The organism is Brevundimonas mediterranea (genome assembly GCF_014196125.1).
In the GTDB taxonomy this organism is placed as follows: Bacteria; Pseudomonadota; Alphaproteobacteria; order Caulobacterales; family Caulobacteraceae; genus Brevundimonas; species Brevundimonas mediterranea.
Map to the genome: position 1 here is coordinate 99890 of NZ_JACIDA010000001.1, position 16658 is coordinate 116547.

At 66.1% G+C, this 16658-nt stretch carries 17 protein-coding genes and 1 other annotated feature; of the genes, 7 read left to right on the forward strand and 10 right to left on the reverse strand.

Going from position 1 to position 16658, the window contains the following annotated elements:
- Positions 1-45: 45 nt before the first annotated feature.
- Positions 46-1068 carry a DNA topoisomerase IB gene (locus tag GGR11_RS00485; RefSeq protein WP_183194847.1) on the reverse strand — a complete coding sequence of 341 codons (1023 nt, stop codon included), beginning with the start codon at positions 1066-1068 and terminating at the stop codon, positions 46-48.
- A gap of 115 nt (positions 1069-1183) precedes the next feature.
- Between GGR11_RS00485 and rlmJ the strand changes: the two genes are divergently transcribed.
- Both rlmJ and GGR11_RS00495 read left to right on the forward strand, forming a co-directional pair.
- Positions 1184-1999 carry a 23S rRNA (adenine(2030)-N(6))-methyltransferase RlmJ gene (gene rlmJ / locus GGR11_RS00490; RefSeq protein WP_183194848.1) on the forward strand — a complete coding sequence of 272 codons (816 nt, stop codon included), beginning with the start codon at positions 1184-1186 and terminating at the stop codon, positions 1997-1999.
- A 29-nt stretch (positions 2000-2028) separates the two neighbouring features.
- Entirely contained in the window at positions 2029-2760 is a 732-nt protein-coding gene (locus GGR11_RS00495; protein WP_183194849.1) for a type 1 glutamine amidotransferase, read from the forward strand.
- Between the two features lie 193 nt (positions 2761-2953).
- On the opposite strand, the gene GGR11_RS00500 is transcribed toward GGR11_RS00495, so the two are convergent.
- The gene (locus GGR11_RS00500; RefSeq protein WP_221205058.1) at positions 2954-3922 is read right to left on the reverse strand and encodes a YeiH family protein; all 969 of its coding nucleotides are present in this window, start codon (positions 3920-3922) and stop codon (positions 2954-2956) included.
- A gap of 175 nt (positions 3923-4097) precedes the next feature.
- On the opposite strand from GGR11_RS00500, the gene GGR11_RS00505 reads away from it, so the two are divergent.
- Positions 4098-4973, forward strand: coding sequence for a LysR family transcriptional regulator (locus GGR11_RS00505; RefSeq protein WP_183194851.1), 876 nt, complete (start codon positions 4098-4100; stop codon positions 4971-4973).
- A gap of 33 nt (positions 4974-5006) precedes the next feature.
- Here the strand turns inward: GGR11_RS00505 and GGR11_RS00510 are convergent, their stop codons facing one another.
- Positions 5007-5699, reverse strand: coding sequence for an OmpW/AlkL family protein (locus GGR11_RS00510; protein ID WP_183194852.1), 693 nt, complete (start codon positions 5697-5699; stop codon positions 5007-5009).
- A 157-nt stretch (positions 5700-5856) separates the two neighbouring features.
- Here GGR11_RS00510 and GGR11_RS00515 point away from each other — a divergent pair, with 157 nt between their 5' ends.
- Positions 5857-7218, forward strand: a complete 1362-nt coding sequence (locus GGR11_RS00515) for a GGDEF domain-containing protein (protein WP_183194853.1) — start codon at positions 5857-5859, stop codon at positions 7216-7218.
- Between the two features lie 155 nt (positions 7219-7373).
- Here GGR11_RS00515 and GGR11_RS00520 read toward each other — a convergent pair whose 3' ends face one another.
- The 3 genes from GGR11_RS00520 to GGR11_RS00530 are packed head-to-tail and all read right to left on the reverse strand — an operon-like array spanning position 7374 to position 9113.
- Positions 7374-7565, reverse strand: coding sequence for a hypothetical protein (locus GGR11_RS00520; RefSeq protein ID WP_183194854.1), 192 nt, complete (start codon positions 7563-7565; stop codon positions 7374-7376).
- Positions 7562-8443 (reverse strand): oxygen-dependent coproporphyrinogen oxidase, encoded by an 882-nt coding sequence (gene hemF, locus GGR11_RS00525; RefSeq protein ID WP_183194855.1) that lies wholly within the window; start codon positions 8441-8443, stop codon positions 7562-7564. The genes GGR11_RS00520 and hemF overlap by 4 nt, the downstream gene beginning before the upstream one ends.
- Before the next feature lie 55 nt (positions 8444-8498).
- Positions 8499-9113 (reverse strand): DUF2726 domain-containing protein, encoded by a 615-nt coding sequence (locus GGR11_RS00530; RefSeq protein WP_183194856.1) that lies wholly within the window; start codon positions 9111-9113, stop codon positions 8499-8501.
- 164 nt (positions 9114-9277) lie between these two features.
- Here GGR11_RS00530 and GGR11_RS00535 point away from each other — a divergent pair, with 164 nt between their 5' ends.
- Positions 9278-10531 (forward strand): dipeptidase, encoded by a 1254-nt coding sequence (locus GGR11_RS00535; protein ID WP_183194857.1) that lies wholly within the window; start codon positions 9278-9280, stop codon positions 10529-10531.
- A 45-nt stretch (positions 10532-10576) separates the two neighbouring features.
- Positions 10577-10638, forward strand: a sequence feature (sul1 is cis-regulatory element that is thought to sense ions involved in sulfur or methionine metabolism; They are found in Alphaproteobacteria).
- A gap of 59 nt (positions 10639-10697) precedes the next feature.
- The gene (locus GGR11_RS00540) at positions 10698-12179 is read left to right on the forward strand and encodes a SulP family inorganic anion transporter (RefSeq protein ID WP_183194858.1); all 1482 of its coding nucleotides are present in this window, start codon (positions 10698-10700) and stop codon (positions 12177-12179) included.
- Positions 12180-12368: 189 nt separating this feature from the next.
- On the opposite strand, the gene GGR11_RS00545 is transcribed toward GGR11_RS00540, so the two are convergent.
- The 4 genes from GGR11_RS00545 to GGR11_RS00560 all read right to left on the reverse strand — a co-directional run bounded on the left by GGR11_RS00545 (position 12369) and on the right by GGR11_RS00560 (position 15888).
- Complete coding sequence (locus GGR11_RS00545; protein WP_246331465.1) at positions 12369-13943, reverse strand: EAL domain-containing protein; 1575 nt, start codon at positions 13941-13943, stop codon at positions 12369-12371.
- 81 nt (positions 13944-14024) lie between these two features.
- Positions 14025-14462: a hypothetical protein gene (locus GGR11_RS00550; RefSeq protein ID WP_008259237.1), complete on the reverse strand. Its 438-nt coding sequence runs from the start codon at positions 14460-14462 to the stop codon at positions 14025-14027.
- Positions 14459-14770: a rod-binding protein gene (locus tag GGR11_RS00555; RefSeq protein ID WP_008263546.1), complete on the reverse strand. Its 312-nt coding sequence runs from the start codon at positions 14768-14770 to the stop codon at positions 14459-14461. The genes GGR11_RS00550 and GGR11_RS00555 overlap by 4 nt, the downstream gene beginning before the upstream one ends.
- A 2-nt stretch (positions 14771-14772) precedes the next feature.
- Positions 14773-15888, reverse strand: coding sequence for a flagellar basal body P-ring protein FlgI (locus GGR11_RS00560; protein ID WP_183194860.1), 1116 nt, complete (start codon positions 15886-15888; stop codon positions 14773-14775).
- Between the two features lie 184 nt (positions 15889-16072).
- Here GGR11_RS00560 and GGR11_RS00565 point away from each other — a divergent pair, with 184 nt between their 5' ends.
- On the forward strand, positions 16073-16498 hold the full coding sequence (locus GGR11_RS00565) for a flagellar assembly protein FliX (protein ID WP_183194861.1): 426 nt from the start codon (positions 16073-16075) through the stop codon (positions 16496-16498).
- Positions 16499-16658 lie beyond the last annotated feature (160 nt).

A 16658-nucleotide genomic window follows, 5' to 3' on the forward strand; every position in this document is an offset into this window, starting at 1 on the left:
GGTAGGCCCGAACAAGTCGGAGGGTGACGGAGCGGGGCGGTGGGCTCACTCCACCTTCAGCAGCTTGATCAGCGCCTTCTCAAACCCCTTGGCGTCCGCTCCCGGCAGGGCGGCCCTCAGGTCTCCGTTCTCATAAAGTTCCATCACCTTCGGATGGACATAGGAGGCCCGACACACCGTCGGCGTATTGCCCAGCAGGCCCGCCACCGCCTTGACGCAGACGGTGATCTTCCGCTTCGCGTCGGTGGGAGAGGTCGGGGGCTCCATCTCGCGCAAGGCCCGCGCCGCCGAGACCGTGCCCGCCCAGGTGCGGAAATCCTTGGCCGAGAACTGGTCGCCCATGGCCGCGCGGATATAGGCGTTCACATCGTCCGAGGTGACGGGGCAAAGCTCCCCGTCGGCGGTGCGGTATTTGAACAGGTGCTGGCCCGGCAGTTCCTCCAGCGCCCGCACCACGCGCGCCAGCCGCCGGTCGCGGACGCTGACGCGGTGATCCTTGCCGCTCTTGCCCCGGAATTCGAACGTCAGAGCCGCGCCGTCCACCTCCAGATGCCGTTTGTTCAGGGTGGTCAGGCCATAGCTGCGGTTCTGCCGGGCGTAGGTGGCGTTGCCGACCCGGATCAGGGTGATCTCCAGCAGGCGCACGGCGGTGGCCAGCACCTTCTCCTTCACTGGCCCCCGCAGGCCCAGATCATGCTCCATCTGGGCGCGGAGCCGGGGCAGGGCGCGCGAAAAGGCCGGCAGCTTGTCGAACTTGTTCTCCGACCGGGCCGAACTCCAGCCGGCGTGATAGCGGTATTGTTTGCGCCCCTTCGCGTCGCGCCCGGTCGCCTGGATATGGCCGTTGGCCTTGGGGCAGATCCAGACGTCGGTCCAGGCGGGCGGAATAGCCAGGGCGCGGATCCGGTCCAGAACCTTGGCGTCCTTGATCGGTTGATCCTTGGCGTCGCGATAGGACCAGCCCTTGCCGGCCCGCCGCCGCCGGATGCCGGGGGTCTCGTCGCTGCACCAGCTCAGCCCCTGCGGAATCTCGGCCGCAATATCCACGCCGTGCGATCCGTCCGCCATCCCGGCGTTTCCTTTTCATTGGTCTTTCAGCGGCTTGCCTCAGACCGGCGACCAACGCGGCGTCGCCCCCGCGAGTTCCCCTTGACCCCGCGCGCCCGGCGCGACACGAGGCGGCATGAATTATCGCCACAGCTTCCACGCCGGAAACTTCGCCGACCTGGTCAAACACGCCCTGGTCCTGTGGCTGGTGAAGACCCGCGCGGGCGCCGGCCCGCTGACGGTGTTCGACACCCATGCCGGCGCAGGCCTCTACGATCTGTCCGGCGACGCCGTGCGGTCCAAGGAGGCCGAGGCAGGGGTCGCGCGTTTGATGACGGACCCGGACCTGCCGCCGCTTATGCAGGCCCTGGCGGACCGGGTGGCGGCGCTCAACCCCGACGGCGGCGCCCGCTTCTATCCCGGCTCGCCCCTGCTGATCGCCGATGCGCTCGGGAGCGAGAGCCGCTATGTCGGCTATGAACTGAACCCGCCCGTCCGCGCCCTGCTGGCCCAGGCCCTGGCCGACCGCCCGAACGCCGAGGCGCGCGAGGGCGACGGCTACGCCCTGGCCACGGCCGAGGCGGCGCGGGTGCGCGGCCCCTTGATCCTGATCGACCCGCCGTTCGAAAAGCCCGACGACTATGTGCGCTCGGCCGAGACGGCGCTGGCCGTCGTCGCCCGCGATCCCGCCGCCATCGTCGCCATTTGGACCCCGCTGAAGGATCTGGAGACCTTCGACGGCTTCATCCGCCGGCTCCAAGGCAAAGCCGGCCCGACTCTGGTGGCCGAGGCCCGCCTGCGCCCCCTGGTCAATCCGATGAAGATGAACGGCTGCGCCCTGGTCATCGTCAATCCGCCCCCAGGGACCGAGGCGGCGGCGCACCAGATCTGCGGCTGGGTCGCCGACCGTCTGGGCGATCCCGGCGGCAAGGCTGAAATCTGGTCCTTCTGATCCGCGCGTGGCGCCCCTATGTTGGCGCCATGACCCGCATCGCCATTCTGGAAACCGGCCATCCGCCCGAGGCCCTGAAGGACAGTTTCGACGACTATCCGGCCCGGTTCCGCGCCCTGCTGGGCGAGACCGTCCCGACCACCCGTTTCGACGTCCAGTCCGGCTTTCTGCCGTCCGACCCCGCCGCCTTCCAGGGCGTGATCGTCACGGGCTCGGCCGCCGGCGTCTATGACGACCTGCCGTGGATTCCCCAGCTGATCGACTGGTTGCGCGCGGCGCGCGGCCGGACCCGGATCGTCGGCATCTGTTTCGGCCACCAGGTCCTGGCCCACGCCTTCGGCGGCGCGGTCGAGAAGTCGGACAAGGGCTGGGGCGTCGGCCTGCACCGCTACGACGTCCACGCCGACGAGCCGTGGATGCAGCCCCGCGCCCGCACCATCGCCATCCCCGTCTCGCACCAGGATCAGGTCGTGGCCGTCTCGCCCGATGCGCGCGTCATCGCATCCAGCGGCTTCACCCCCTACGCCGGCCTGGCCTGGGGCGAGGACGCCATCTCCTTCCAATGCCACCCGGAGTTCCAGCCCGACTACGCCGCCGCCCTGGTCGAGGTCCGGCGCGGTTCGCGCATCCCCGAACCCCTGGCCGACGCCGCGCTCGACAGCCTGAAACGCCCCAACGACCGCGCCGTCCTCACCGCTTGGATCCGCGCCTTCCTGCTGCTCACCCCGCCTCCGGTCGAGGATCAGGGCAGCGGGATCTAGCTCAACTTTACTTTCGTCATTCCAGGCGCAGCGCAGCGGAGACCCGGAACCCAGCGGCGCGCGAGAGCGCGAACCTGTCGCGGATACGATCTTTCAACATACTGCGGCGGACCCATTTCGCCTTCGGCGCCGCTGGGTTCCGGGTCTGCGGGCCAAGCGGCCCTTCGCCCGGAATGACGAAAGTGGAAGGGCGCTAAACCCCCAGCACCGCGATCAGCCCCAGGCTCAGCCCCACCAGCGCCGCCAGCGACAACACCACGGCCGCAACCACACGCCCGCCGGCCCGCGCCACGGCCCGGATGTCGGTCTGCAGCCCCAGAGCCGCCATGGCCGCCACGGTCAGCAGGCCCGACGCCGCCGCCATTGGCGAAAGCGCCGCCTGCGGGATCAGCTCCAGGTTCCGCAGCGCAATCATCGCCAAAAAGCCGACGATGAACCAGGGCAACAGCCGGTGCAGTCCCGGCCCCTTCGCCCCCTCCGCCCGATCCCGGAAGATCAGCGACAACACCAGGATCACCGGCCCCAGCATCAGCACCCGCGCCAGCTTGACCACCGTGCCCGTCTGGGTCGCGACCGCGCCGAACGGGGCGGCGGCCGCCAGCACCTGGGGCACGGCATAGACGGTCAGTCCCGCCAGGGCGCCGAACTGCAGCCCGCTCATCGACATCAGTCCGCCCAGCAGCGGCAGGGTCAGAACCACCACCACCCCCAGCACGGCGGTAAAGGCGATGGAGGCGGCCACCTCTTCCCCGTCGGCGTGGATCACCGGGGCCACGGCGGCGATGGCCGAGTTGCCGCAGATGGCGTTCCCGCACGCCACCAACAGGGCCATGCGCGGGTTCAGCCCCAAGGCGCGCCCGATCCCGAACCCGACCAGGATGGCGGCGGCGACCAGGGCGAAGACGCCCGCGACAAACCCCAGCCCCAGCGACGACAGGGTCGCCGCACTGACCGAGGCGCCCAGCAGGACCACCGCCACCTCCAGCAGGATCTTGGCCGAAAAATCGATCCCGACCCTGAACCGGACGTCCGGCGTCCAGGCCGCCCGAACGCCCGCGCCTAGCAGGATGGCCAGGACCAGCGGTTCCAGCCAGGCCTTGCCGAACACGTCCCGCTCCAGACTGGTCAGGCCCACGGCCGCCAGGGCTACGACCAGGCTCATTATCAGGCCAGGCCAGACCGAACGTCCGAACGCACCCAACTGCATCAAACGGGGCAGGGGGGGGCTCAGAACGGCGGCAGGGGCGGCGGACTTCATTGTCCCGCTTGATGCGCCGCCCCTCGACCCTCGTCCAACGGATTGTTATGGTCGTACCGATCCGATTTGGAGATTGATCTTGACCCTGGAACGCCTGCGCATCTTCGTCGCCGTGGCCGAGCGTCAGCATGTGACGGCGGCGGCGCGGGCGCTGAACCTGACCCAGTCGGCCGTCTCCAACGCCATCGCGGCGCTCGAGGCCGAACATGATGTCCACCTGTTCGACCGGGTCGGCCGGGGCGTGGTGCTGAACCAGACGGGCCAGGCCTTCCTGCCCGAGGCCAAGGCCGTGCTGGCGCGCGCGGCGGCGGCCGAGGCGGCGCTGGCGGATATGAGCGCCCTGCGGCGCGGTCGCCTGACCGTCTTCGCCAGCCAGACCATCGCCTCCTACTGGCTGCCACGTCGCCTGGTCGCCTTCCACACCGCCCATCCGGGCATCGAACTGGACGTCCAGATCGGCAATACGCGCCAGGCCGCCGCCGCCGTCCTGGCCGGCGCCGCCGAGATCGGCCTGGTCGAGGGCACGGTCGACGAACTCGCGCTGGAACAGACCCGCATCGGTTCCGACCGCTTGGCGGTCGTGGTCGCGCCCGATCATCCTTGGGCGGGCATGCGCCGTCTGTCCCCGCGTGATCTGGCCTCGTCCCCCTGGGTCCTGCGCGAAGCGGGGTCCGGCACGCGTTCAACGCTGGAGGAGGCGGTGCGCCAGGCCGGGGTCGATCCCGCCGACCTGCCCGTCGCCATGACCCTGCCGTCGAACGAAGCCGTTCTGGCGGCGGCCGAGGCCGGAGCCGGCGCCACCGCCCTGTCCGAAAGCGTCGCCTACGCCTCGGTCGCCGCTGGCCGTCTGGTCACCGCCGCCTTTTCCCTGCCGGAACGCCCCTTCCGCCTGCTGCGCCACTCCGAACGCTACCGCAGCCGCGCAGGCGACGCCTTCGTGGCGGCGATGGGGTAGGGAGCCATGAGGACCTCGCGCCCTGGTTCGCGTCTAGAACCGAGATCCGACGCCGGCGCCGATCGTGACGGTTTTCAAGCTTGACCTTGCCGTGATGCCGCCGTCCTCGATCGTTTGATCGGGAAGAAAAATCTGCCTTGCCTCAAAATTCGCAAACCACCTCTCGCTGATCTGATAGTCGACGCCGGCTTTGACCAAGGGCGCTGGTGGGACCGAAACTTCGAAACTCTGCACATAGCCCCCGGCCGGTTTTTCTCCGAAAGACCAGTTGGCGACCACGCCGACGCCGACATAGGGCGTCCAGCGCCCCCGGGTCGTGAAGTGATATTGGGCGGACACCGCTAGTGGCACGCTCTGCACTGAGCCGACGTCTATGTCCCCATACAGCGTGTCTTTCAACGTAATGTAGGTTTTCACAACTCCCGTCTGCCCGGTGATCGACCAGTGTTCATTTAGGAACAGGCTGACATCAATATCCGGCAGAACTCTCGGCTTCACATCCACGCGCCCGCCGATCAGGTCGATTTTCGACCGTTCGTCGTAAGGCATGATCGCCGTCGCTCGCCCACGCACGACCACGTCCCCTGCAGCGAAGGCAGGGGCGACCGGCCGGCCTTGAGCCGATGCAGTCAGACTTCCGAACAGGCCAGTGAAAAGTACAACCCCGACCAACACTAATCGGGCGCTCATTGAACTTGACCAAGAGTCGGCCACGGACAGAAACATGCACTCAAAAAGATCTTCTTGGACATGATGAATATCTTATAAACGATGACGTCAAGGGTCTTATTAATACGTTGATATTATATAAATCTCATGGATGATTATAGATGAGAGCGCGTTAACAATATCCGGTATCAAAAAGATCTTGAAATGAGCTAAGATGCTAGATGTCGATACATTGTTGTTTGCCAGTGCTGCTGCGCGAGCTGGATTTCTGCTGATATTCTTGATTGCGTGCTTCATCAGCGAGGCTCGGAGCGCATTTCGCTTCTGGACCGCCAGCATTCTGGGATCAGCGATCGGCGTGCTGCTGATCTACAATGACCCCAGCTATCCTTATTTTTCAGGCACACGCGGCGTAGTCATCTATATGATCCTTGGGATCAGCCTATCCTGCGTCTGGGCAGGCGGATGCGCCTTCTTCGGGCGCGAAATCAGCAAGCTTCGATTTGCGTGGATGAGCCTGGCGCCGGGCGTCATCTATGGGTGCGCCCACGGTCTGGGCGCCTCACCCGATCATGTCGTGATGTTCACGATCATGATGCTGGTCGGTTCGACTGCGCTCGCTGCGCAGATCTTCCTGTTCGGGTCAGGCCGCAGTTACTTACCATCCCAAATCCTGGTAGGTTCGGCCCTCGCCACCTATTGCTTGGCCTTGTCCGTCTCGGTCGCTCTGATCGCCGTTAGGGTCTCGGCGCCTGCGCTAGTGGAAGTTTCGCCGATGTCAGACATCGGTCTGGCCTTGTTCATCGATCAACTCATGAGCGTTCTGACCTATGTCGGCCTGGTTGCGATGTCGCTGGAAGATGCGCAGGCGCGGATCAAGTCGCTGGCGACGACGGACCCGCTGACCGGACTGGCCAACCGACGCGGCATCGAGTCCAAAACTGCGGCTCTGATTGCTTTGTGCAGCCGTGCGCGGCAGCCCGCAGCCGTCCTGATCTTAGATATTGATCATTTTAAATCGATCAACGACCGCTATGGGCACGCGGCGGGTGACGCCGTGCTGAAGGGCTTCGCAGACCGCCTGTCGCTCCATTGCCGCCGCAGCCAAGACGTGGCCGGTCGCTGGGGTGGAGAAGAATTCCTCGCCTTGCTCAGCGATATGCCGCTTGAGGAGGCCATCCGTTTTGCAGACAAGTTCCGTCTCAGCGTTTCGGAAACGCCGTTCAGCGTCGGCGATATTGAAATCCTTGTGACAGTCAGCATCGGTGTGGCCCTGGTCGATGACCACGCCGCACCGCTGGATCATGCCGTTCAGAAGGCGGACGAGGCGCTGTACGACGCCAAGCGCGGCGGTCGAAATCGCGTCTGTAGCGCGGCCTTGGCGAACACGAACCCAGTGAACGCCTCGCGGAGTCCCGCCGTCGGTCGACGTCGCAAGGGGCTAGGAGGCGTTTTTGCTTCTGCCAAGCCGGGCGCAAAACGACAATGGAAGTTCGCACGGACGCAGACGGCGCCGTCCCCGTCTCTGCCTGTGGTCGCTCCGTCGGCCGATTCCAGAGGTGGGTCGCCGCGCTGAGCTGACCAGCCGAGACAGACTTGAGCCGGGTCCGGGACATCAGACGGGGTTTCGCCGTCCGAAAGGATCATGCTCTCGCTCAAATCTGGAGCCTGATTCACGGCACCAGCGGAATCGCGAAGCGATTCCTCCTCAGCCGATCAGGCTCTAAGGGGTCAAAGCCTGAACCGGGGGTAGACGAACCGTTCCAGCAGCAGGGTGACGGCAAAGTAGAACGAAACCACCACGAACAAGGTCAGCGGAATATCCGGCGCCTTCGACAGCGTCAGATAGACCCCGTACAGCACGCCGAACAGGACCGAGCTGACCAGGGTCCGAATCAGGATCTTCGCAAGGGGGGACTTCACGGCCATTTCACCACCGGGGGCATGGAGCTGAGGATCGAATCGACGTTGCCGCCGGTCTTGAGGCCGAACATGGTGCCACGGTCGTACAGCAGGTTGAACTCCACATAGCGCCCGCGCCGCACCAGCTGCTCCTCGCGTTGCTCAGGCGTCCAGGCCTCGCCCATCCGACCGGCGACGATCTTCGGATAAATGTCCAGGAAGGCCAGGCCCACGTCGCGGGTGAAGGCGAAGTCCCGGTCGTGGTCGCCGCTGTCGTGGTGATCATAGAAGATGCCGCCGGTGCCTCGCGGCTCCTGCCGATGCGGCAGGAAGAAATAGGTGTCGCACCAGGCCTTGTACTTGGCGTGCCAGTCGGGATCATGGGCGTCGCAGGCCGCCTTCATCGCGGCGTGGAAGGCCAGGGTGTCCGGGTGGTCCTGTCGCCGATCCGCGTCCAGCACCGGCGTCAGATCGCCTCCGCCGCCGAACCAGCTCTGGGTCGTGGCGATAAAGCGGGTGTTCATATGCACCGCCGGAATCCTGGGACTGACCGGATGGCAGATCAGGCTGATCCCGGTGGCGAAGAACCGGGGATCCTCCGCCGCGCCGGGCACCGTCCTGGCGTAGTCGGCCGGAAACGATCCGTGGACGGTCGAGACATGCACCCCGACCTTCTCGAACAGCCGGCCGTGCATCATCCCCATGACGCCCCCGCCGCCTGCCTCGCGTTCCCACGGCGTCCGCACGAACCGCCCCGGCTCCCCCGGAAACAGATCAGCGGGCGCCGCATCCTCCAGCGCCTCGAAGGCCGCATGGATACGGTCGCGCAGATGCTCGAACCAGGCACGGGTCTCGACCTTCTTCAGGTCGAGCGGATCGGAAAAGGCGGCGTCGCTCATGGTGCGTCTTAGCCCTTCTCTTACATCTGGGGGAAGGGTCGGAGCGGGGTAGTCGCTAGACTGGCTCGGTCGATGGGGTCGCTATACGTGCCTTGAGAACGCGCGCCAGATCGCGTTGGATGTCTTGATCGTCGTGCTGCGGCGTAATCTCGACATAGGCGACGCCCGCACGCTGCAGCGCCGCCTTTTTCACGGCGTCGCGGGCATAGGCTGAGCCCTGATAGTGAGCTTCGCCTTGATACTCTACCGCCGCTAGAGGGAGGCCGTCGGTTGAGATCACCAGAATATCGACGCGCTTGCTGTTGATGGCGCTGTAGGCGTTAGGGTCTGGCGAACGCAAGATCTCGCCCATGCTCACCTGGGCCATGACGCGGCCCTTGACGTTCAATTGTTTGAGTGCGCGCTCAACCGCATAGAAGACCGTCGCCTCGCTTCGCGACATCAGCCGGCGCGTCTCGAACTTGGCCGACATGACCGTTTCTAGCTGGGACGTCGCCAGGTTCGGTTTCACAGTTGTATCGGGCGACAGCCTCGGCTTGGCGTGCTGCCCCCCCCACTTCGGGCGCGCGTGGCGAGCAGGCCTTTGGCGGCGCATACGAAACACTTCCCATATCGCTATGATGGCGATGAAGGTGACAACCGCCAGTGTGATCGTGTTCGCAATGGTCATCGCGTTTCCCCGAAATAATCCAGGAGTGTGAATTGAACGATTGGTGATTGTTGCCCGGCTAACGATCAAGGTGAATCGGCGCATGTCATTTTAGGAAGCGTTTGTCGGGTTTGCGCAGGCTGAGACGTCTGTCAGTGTGCGTCGCAACATCAGGGAGTCGCATCATGATCCGTCGTCTGCTGGCCGGCGTGGCCGTCGCCGCCTTCGCCACCGCCGCTCACACGGTTTGGGCCCAATCCGCAGGCGAGGCCCGCGTGCTCGAAATCCTGAAGACCACTCCCCTGATCGACGGCCACAACGACCTGCCCTGGGCCCTGCGCCAGCAGTACGGCAATGACGTCTACGCCGTTGATCTGACGACCGATCTGGAGGCGACGACCCAGCTCCACACTGACATCGCCCGCCTGCGCGCCGGCGGCGTCGGCGGCCAGTTCTGGTCGGTCTATGTCCCCGCCAGCCTGACCCCGCTGGAGGCGGTCGAGGAGACCTTCGAGCAGATCGACACGGCCAAGCGGATCATCGCCGCCCACCCCGACGTCTTCGGTCTGGCGACCACGGCGGACCAGGTCGACGCCGTCTTCGCCTCGGGCCGGATCGCCAGCCTGATCGGCATGGAGGGCGGCTACTCCATCGACGACTCCCTGGCCCTGCTGCGCGAGTTCCACCGCGCCGGCGCCCGCTACATGACCCTGACCCACTCCAAGACCACCACCTGGGCCGACAGCGCGACCGACGCCCCCAAATGGGGCGGCCTCAGCCCCTTCGGCGAGGACGTGGTGCGCGAGATGAACCGCCTGGGCATGATGGTCGACCTCAGCCATGTGTCCGAGGACACCATGCTGGACGCCATGCGGGTGTCCGACGCCCCGGTCATCTTCTCCCACTCCTCGGCGCGGGCGATCACGGCCCATCCCCGCAACGTGCCCGACCGGGTGCTGCGGATGATGCCTGAAGACGGCGGGATCGTGATGATCAACCTGGCCCCCGGCTTCGTCTCCGAACGGGTCCGCGCCTGGAACGCCGACCGCGCGGGCGAGGAGGCGCGGCTGAAGACCCTGAACCCCGGCGATCCGACCGCCGTCGAGGCCGGTCTGACCGCCTGGTCCGCCGCCCATCCGACGCCGGAGGCGACCCTGGCCGACGTCGTCGCCCATATCCAGCATGTGCGTCAGGTCGCGGGCGTCGATCACGTCGGCCTGGGCGCCGACTTCGACGGCATCGGCAGCCTGCCCGAGGGCATGACCGGCGTGGACGCCTATCCCCGCATCCTCGCCGCCCTGATGGACGCCGGCTGGACCGAGGCCGACATCCGCAAGATCGCCGGCGAGAACCTGCTGCGCGTCATGCGCGCCGTCGAAGCCGCCGCCGCCTCCAAGGCGTCCGAGCGGCCGTCGCTGGCTAAACCGACTGCCGGATAGGGCGCTTGCCTTTCGGGCTGGGACCCGGCATCAGGCGCGCCTCACCTTGGACCCGGCCTGTTTGAAGCGTCGGGTGGCTATCCCGGCCGCCGATCCGCCGGGAAACCCGCCGCACACGACCCATGGCCGCGCGCCAGGTCGGCGGCAGACCCCAGATGAACCCCACATGTCCCTTATCGCCTCCGCGCGCCAGCAATGGCTCGCCAACCCTCGCCGCGACCTGCTGGCGGGGACCGTCGTCGCCCTGGCCCTGATCCCCGAGGCCATCGCCTTCTCGATCATCGCCGGCGTCGATCCCGCCGTGGGCCTCTACGCCAGCGTCGTCATCGCGGTGACCATCGCCTTCGTCGGCGGCCGTCCGGCCATGATCTCGGCCGCCACCGGGGCCATGGCCCTGCTGATGGTCGGTCTGGTCCGCGACCACGGCCTGGAATACCTGTTCGCCGCCTCGATCCTGTGTGGCGTGTTCCAGATCATCATCGGCCTGCTGAAGCTGGGCCGCTACATCAAGTTCGTCAGCCGAAGCGTGATGACCGGCTTCGTCAACGCCCTGGCGATCCTGATCTTCCTGGCCCAGATGCCTGAGCTGATCGGCGCCAACTGGCAGACCTTCGCCCTGGTCGGGGCCGCCCTGGTCGTCATCTACGGCTTCCCGCGCCTGACCAGGGCCGTGCCGTCGCCCCTGGTCGCCATCGTCCTGATCAGCGTCTTCGTCATGATGACCGGGCTGGACGTCCGCACCGTCGGCGACATGGGCCAGATGCCTTCGACCCTGCCGATGTTCCACCTGCCGGCCGTGCCCCTGACCTGGGAGACCCTGGCCATTATCGCCCCGATCTCGGCGACCCTGGCCTTCGTCGGTCTGCTGGAAAGCCTGCTGACCGCCAATCTGCTGGACGACATCACCGACACCCCGTCGGACAAGGACCGCGAGACGCGCGGCCAGGGCATCGCCAACATCCTGTCGCCCCTGTTCGGCGGCATGGCCGGCTGCGCCATGATCGGCCAGTCGATCATCAACGTGACCTCCGGCGCGCGGGGGCGGCTGTCCACCCTGTGGGCGGGCCTGTTCCTGCTGTTCCTGATCCTGGTGCTGCGCGACTGGGTCGCTCAGATCCCGATGGCGGCCCTGGTGGCCGTGATGATCATGGTCTCCATCGGCACCTTCGACTGGGGCTCGGTGTTGAAGCTGCGTTCGACCCCGTTCCAGTCCTCGGTCGTCATGGTGGCCACCACCGTCACCGTGGTCGCCACCCATGACCTGTCAAAGGGCGTGATCCTGGGCGTGCTGCTGTCGGCGGTCTTCTTCACGCGCAAGGTCGGCAAGACCATCGCCGTGACCGAGATCGAGACCTCGGAGGAGGGCGTGCTGCGCTATCACGTCACCGGCCAGCTGTTCTTCGCCTCGGCCGATCTGTTCGCCGCCAGTTTCGAGCACCACGGCCGTCCCAAGCGCGTCGAGATCGACATGACGGACGCCCATCTGTGGGACCTGACCGGCGTCGCCGCCGTGGACAAGGTCGTCTTCCGCTATCGCCGCCAGGGCGCCCAGGTGGACGTCATCGGGATGAACCAGGCCGCCAGAACCCTGGTGGATCAGGTGGGCCGGTTCGAGAAGGAACATCTGCCGACGGCGGCGGTACACTAAGGACGGCCTTGTGACGAGGTGTCTGCAAGGTCATGCAAAACGGCCCGCCCCGGAGCCAATGAAGGTTCGGAACGGGCCGTTTTCAGGCCTGCATCCACCCGGACTTGGCCGCGCATACCGATGGTATATGGAGCGATTCGCGTCAAGCCCGATGAAGACTGATCAGGTCAATACGTCATATCCCTGATCTCAGCCCCAGGCTTCGACCGCTCCACGGCGGCGAACGGGCGCGGCGCTGGCCAACTGGGTGCGGGGCTCCGCTTCGGCCCGGCCGAACAGCCAACCCTGACCGTATTCCACGCCGAGAGCCTTCAACTCGGTCACGACGCCTTCGGTCTCGATCATTTCAGCGATGGTCTCGAGCTTCATGGAGCGGCACAGCTCGACCGTATTGCGCAGCATGTTGCGGCCCAATTCGTCCGTCTCGAGGTCGCGCACCAGGGAGCCGTCGATCTTGACCGCATCCACCGCCAGCTTGCGGAGATAGTCGTAGGAGGCGGCGCCCGAGCCGAAGTCGTCGATACAGACCTTGATGCCTGTCTCGCGCAGGGCGGCCAGGCGGCGGTTGGCCGCTTCGATGTCGGCCAGGGCCGAGGTCTCGGTGACCTCGACGATCAGGCGTTTGCGCTCTGACGGCGATCCGGCGGTCATGTGCAGCAGCTGCTCGACATAGGTGTCGTCGCCCAGGGAGGATCCGGAGACGTTGATCGCCATTTTCAGCAGGCCTGCGCCCGGCGCCCGCATGCGTTTCAGCACTTTCTCCGCCACCGCCAGATCGAAGGATTCGATCAGATCCAGCTCCTCTGCCATGCGAATGGCGTTGGCGGGGCCGTTGTTGTTGGAGTTGAACCGCGCCAGGGCTTCGAAATGGTGGACCGAGCGCGAGGCGAGATGAACGATGGGCTGGTAGTGGACCTGGAACTCACGCGACTTGACTACGCTGCGGAAGGCCTCGGCATCGCGGAAGGTGCGTTTCAGCGAGTCCGAGAAGGCGATCTGCGGATTGGCCAGGCCGTCATCCTTGAGGCAGCCTTCGATGGCGAACCGCATGGCGCGCAACACGCAAAGGGTGTCGGAGCCTTTGGGAACGCTGGAGATAAAGGACTCGGCGCCCAAGTCCACGCCTTCCGCGCGGCCAGCCTCGACGATCTCGGCCGCCAGGTCACGCGTGTCGCCGCTGGGGCGCAGGACGGCGAAACGTTCAGGCGTGATCTGGGCGGCTGAGGAGCCCTGTGCGGCGGCGGACTGCAGCGTCGCCTCGATGCGGCGATACACCTTGTCGGCGACTTCGCCGCCGAGGCATTCGAGGCCTCTGATATCAAGAAAGGCCAGAGACAGGCCTGGGGCGCCCTCGACGATGCATGCCGCCTGAGCCAGAAATCCTTCAGCATCCGACAGGGGCGGGATCTCGACGTCCGCCAGCGCGATGGCGGGACCTTCATAGGAGATCGAGCAGGATATGGCGGGAGCAAGCTGAGGCAGGATGAAGGCGCGGAGCGAGGCGCGCCGAACGCGGTCCGTTCCGACGCGGACCAGGATCTGGGTGGCGGGACTGCGCCCGCCGGGCTTGGTGGCCAGCAGAGTTTCGACAGCCCCTGCGCCTTCATGCAGGAAGTCGAGCAGCGGCTTGCCGGTCCACAGGGCGCCGACATCCTGGCCAGCGGTCGGTCCGGCCCCCAAGGCGAAGGCCACGGAACCCTTGGCGTCGATCTCGACGAGTGCATCCGCAGATGCAAAGGCCAGACCCAGAAGACGAGCAGTCATCGACATGGCGGCAGAATGCACGGCGGCGCTTAAAAAATCGGCAACAGCGACAACGACCAGGGGTGTCGAAACGCGCCGGATTTAAGCCTTGCGGTTGAAGGCGACGGCGCGACCGTCGCCCTGCGCGGCGCGGCCGTCGGCGGCATAGGCCGAAGCGGGCGTGCGGGCGGCGGCGACCTCATGAGCGATCGCGCGCACTAGGCCTTCCGAAATCTTGCGCGCCGCCTCGACTGCGCTCGCGTGGCGAGACAGGACAGCGTCAAAGGCGCGCGTGGCTTCGATCAACGCCATCCGATCGGTCGCCAGGCCGCCGCTGAGCAGGGCGGGATTGGCCTTCACATGGCCGGAGTCGCGGCGATATAGATTAGCCATCTCCTGGGTCTCGGCCAGGCTGGCGGCGACATCCTGGGGTCTGCCTTCTTCGAAGGCCCGCGTTTCGGCGGCCAGGCGATCCGTCAGGCGGCGCGTCAGGTCGAGCAACTGGCGGACGCGGGCGGTGGCGAGTTCGGCGTCGCTCATTGCGCGCCCTCCTGCATCTTCAGCATTTCGTTCATCACCGGCCCCGCCAGGCCGATGCCGCCCGCTGCGACCGTCTTCTTGGCCATCTCATCCAGCAGGAAGCTGCGCCAGGTCGCTTCGCCCTGACCGCCCCCGAACAGGCCGTCGGTCGACAGGCCTTCGAACATCGGCTTCAGCATCTGCGACAGGAAGGACGCTTCGAAGGCCTCGGCGGTTTCCTTGATCTTGGCCTTGGTCGCATCGCCGACGCCGGCGGCCAGGCCCTGGACGGGGCGGATCAGGTCGGTAGGGACAGACAGGTCGGTCATGGTCACATCACCTCAATGTCGGCCTGCAGGGCGCCCGACGCCTTGATGGCCTGTAGGATGCTGATCATGTCGCGCGGGCTGACGCCCAGGGCGTTCAGGCCGTTGACCAGGGTGGACAGGCTGGTTCCACCGCCGACGATCCGCATCTGGGTGCCCAGATCCTCTTCGACGCTGACCTGGGAGTCGGGGATGACGGCGGTCTGGCCCTGGCTGAAGGGCGCGGGTTGACTGACGGACAGCTGTTCGTCGACCGATATGGTCAGATTGCCCTGGGCGATGGCGACGCGCGAGATCCGCACCGCATCGCCCATGACGATCACGCCGTTGACCTCGTCGATGATCACCTTGGCCGGCGCGTCGACTGTGACCGCCAGGTTCTCCACGCGGCTGATGAAGCCCGCCATGCCCAGCTGGCCGGGCGCGCGCAGGGTGACGACCGTGCCGTTCTCGGCCAGGGCCGTGCCGGGATAGGCGGCGTTGACCACGGCGGCGACGCGTTGGGCCGTGGTGAAGTCGGGGTTGCGCAGATTCAGACGCACCTCGTTCATATTGGTCATCTCGAACCCGGTCTCGCGCTCGACCGAGGCCCCCGAGGCGATGCGGCCGGCGGTCGGCACGCCGCGCGTCACCGACGAGCCTGAACCGCCCGAGGCCGAGACGGCGCCGGTCTGAACCGAACCCTGGGCGACCGCATATACCTGGCCGTCGGCGCCCTGGAGGCTGGTGACGACCAGCGCCCCACCCAGGAGGCTCTTGGCGTCGCACATGGATGAGACATTGACGTCGATGCGCGAGCCGGGCGTGGCGAAGGCCGGCAACTCGGCCGAGACCATGACGGCCGCCATGTTCTTGGTGTTGGCGTTGGCGCCGCGGATATTGACCCCGAGACGTTCGGTCATGCCTTCCAGCGATTGACGGGTGAATGGGCAGTTGCGCAGCGAGTCGCCGGTTCCGTTCAGCCCCATGACCATGCCGTATCCGACCAACTGGTTGCCGCGAACGCCCTCGACGGCGGCGATATCCTTGATTCGTGATTGGGCCAGGGCTGGAGACGCGACGAGGCCCAGCGCAGCAAAGGCGGTGAGAGGCGCGACAAGGCGGGCAAGCAGATTCTGCATCGGTCGGACGTCCCAAAGGCGTTTCATTCATTATGATGCGAAGATCGTGCCGTGGTCCAAGTTACTGAAATAACTGACTTCGTTCTGTGGTGAGAGGGGCGGCGGCGGCAGTTTTTGCCTGGGCGTTAACCAAAAGGTCATTCCGTTCGCCAAAGGGTGGCCTCATGAGACGGAGCCTCCGCCGATGAAGGTCACAGGGACTACGGGACCCAGCGCGCCGACAAGCGGCAAGCCTGCGCGCTCCAGCGCCGGATTTTCGCTGGGCCAGACCGGCGCGACCGCCGCGCCGTCCGCCGCCTCCGCCAGTGCGGCGACATCGGGGGTCAACGACGTCTCGGCCCTGATGGCGCTTCAGGGGATCGAGGGACCGCTGGAGAAGCGGCGTCGAGCGGTGAGGCGTGGCGCAGGTCTGCTGGACCGGCTGGACGAGATGAAGATGGCCCTGCTGTCCGGCGAGCCGGACGAAGCCGTGCTGCAGCAACTCTCTCGGACCTTGCGCGAGGATCGGCCCGATGACGGGGATGCAGGGCTGAACGACCTGCTGGACCAGATCGACCTGAGAGCATCGGTGGAACTGGCCAAGGCGGAGATGCGCCGCGGCGGCTCCTGAAGCTGAAAGCTTCAGTATTTCAAAACGGAGCGCTGAAACTGCGCGCCAAATGTCACGCGGTTCAACGCTTCGCCTAATCATGATCACGGAATCGCGAACGCCGTTGCCGGGACTCGCGGACCCCACTATACGGCCCATACGCCACAGGGGGGCGTGCTTA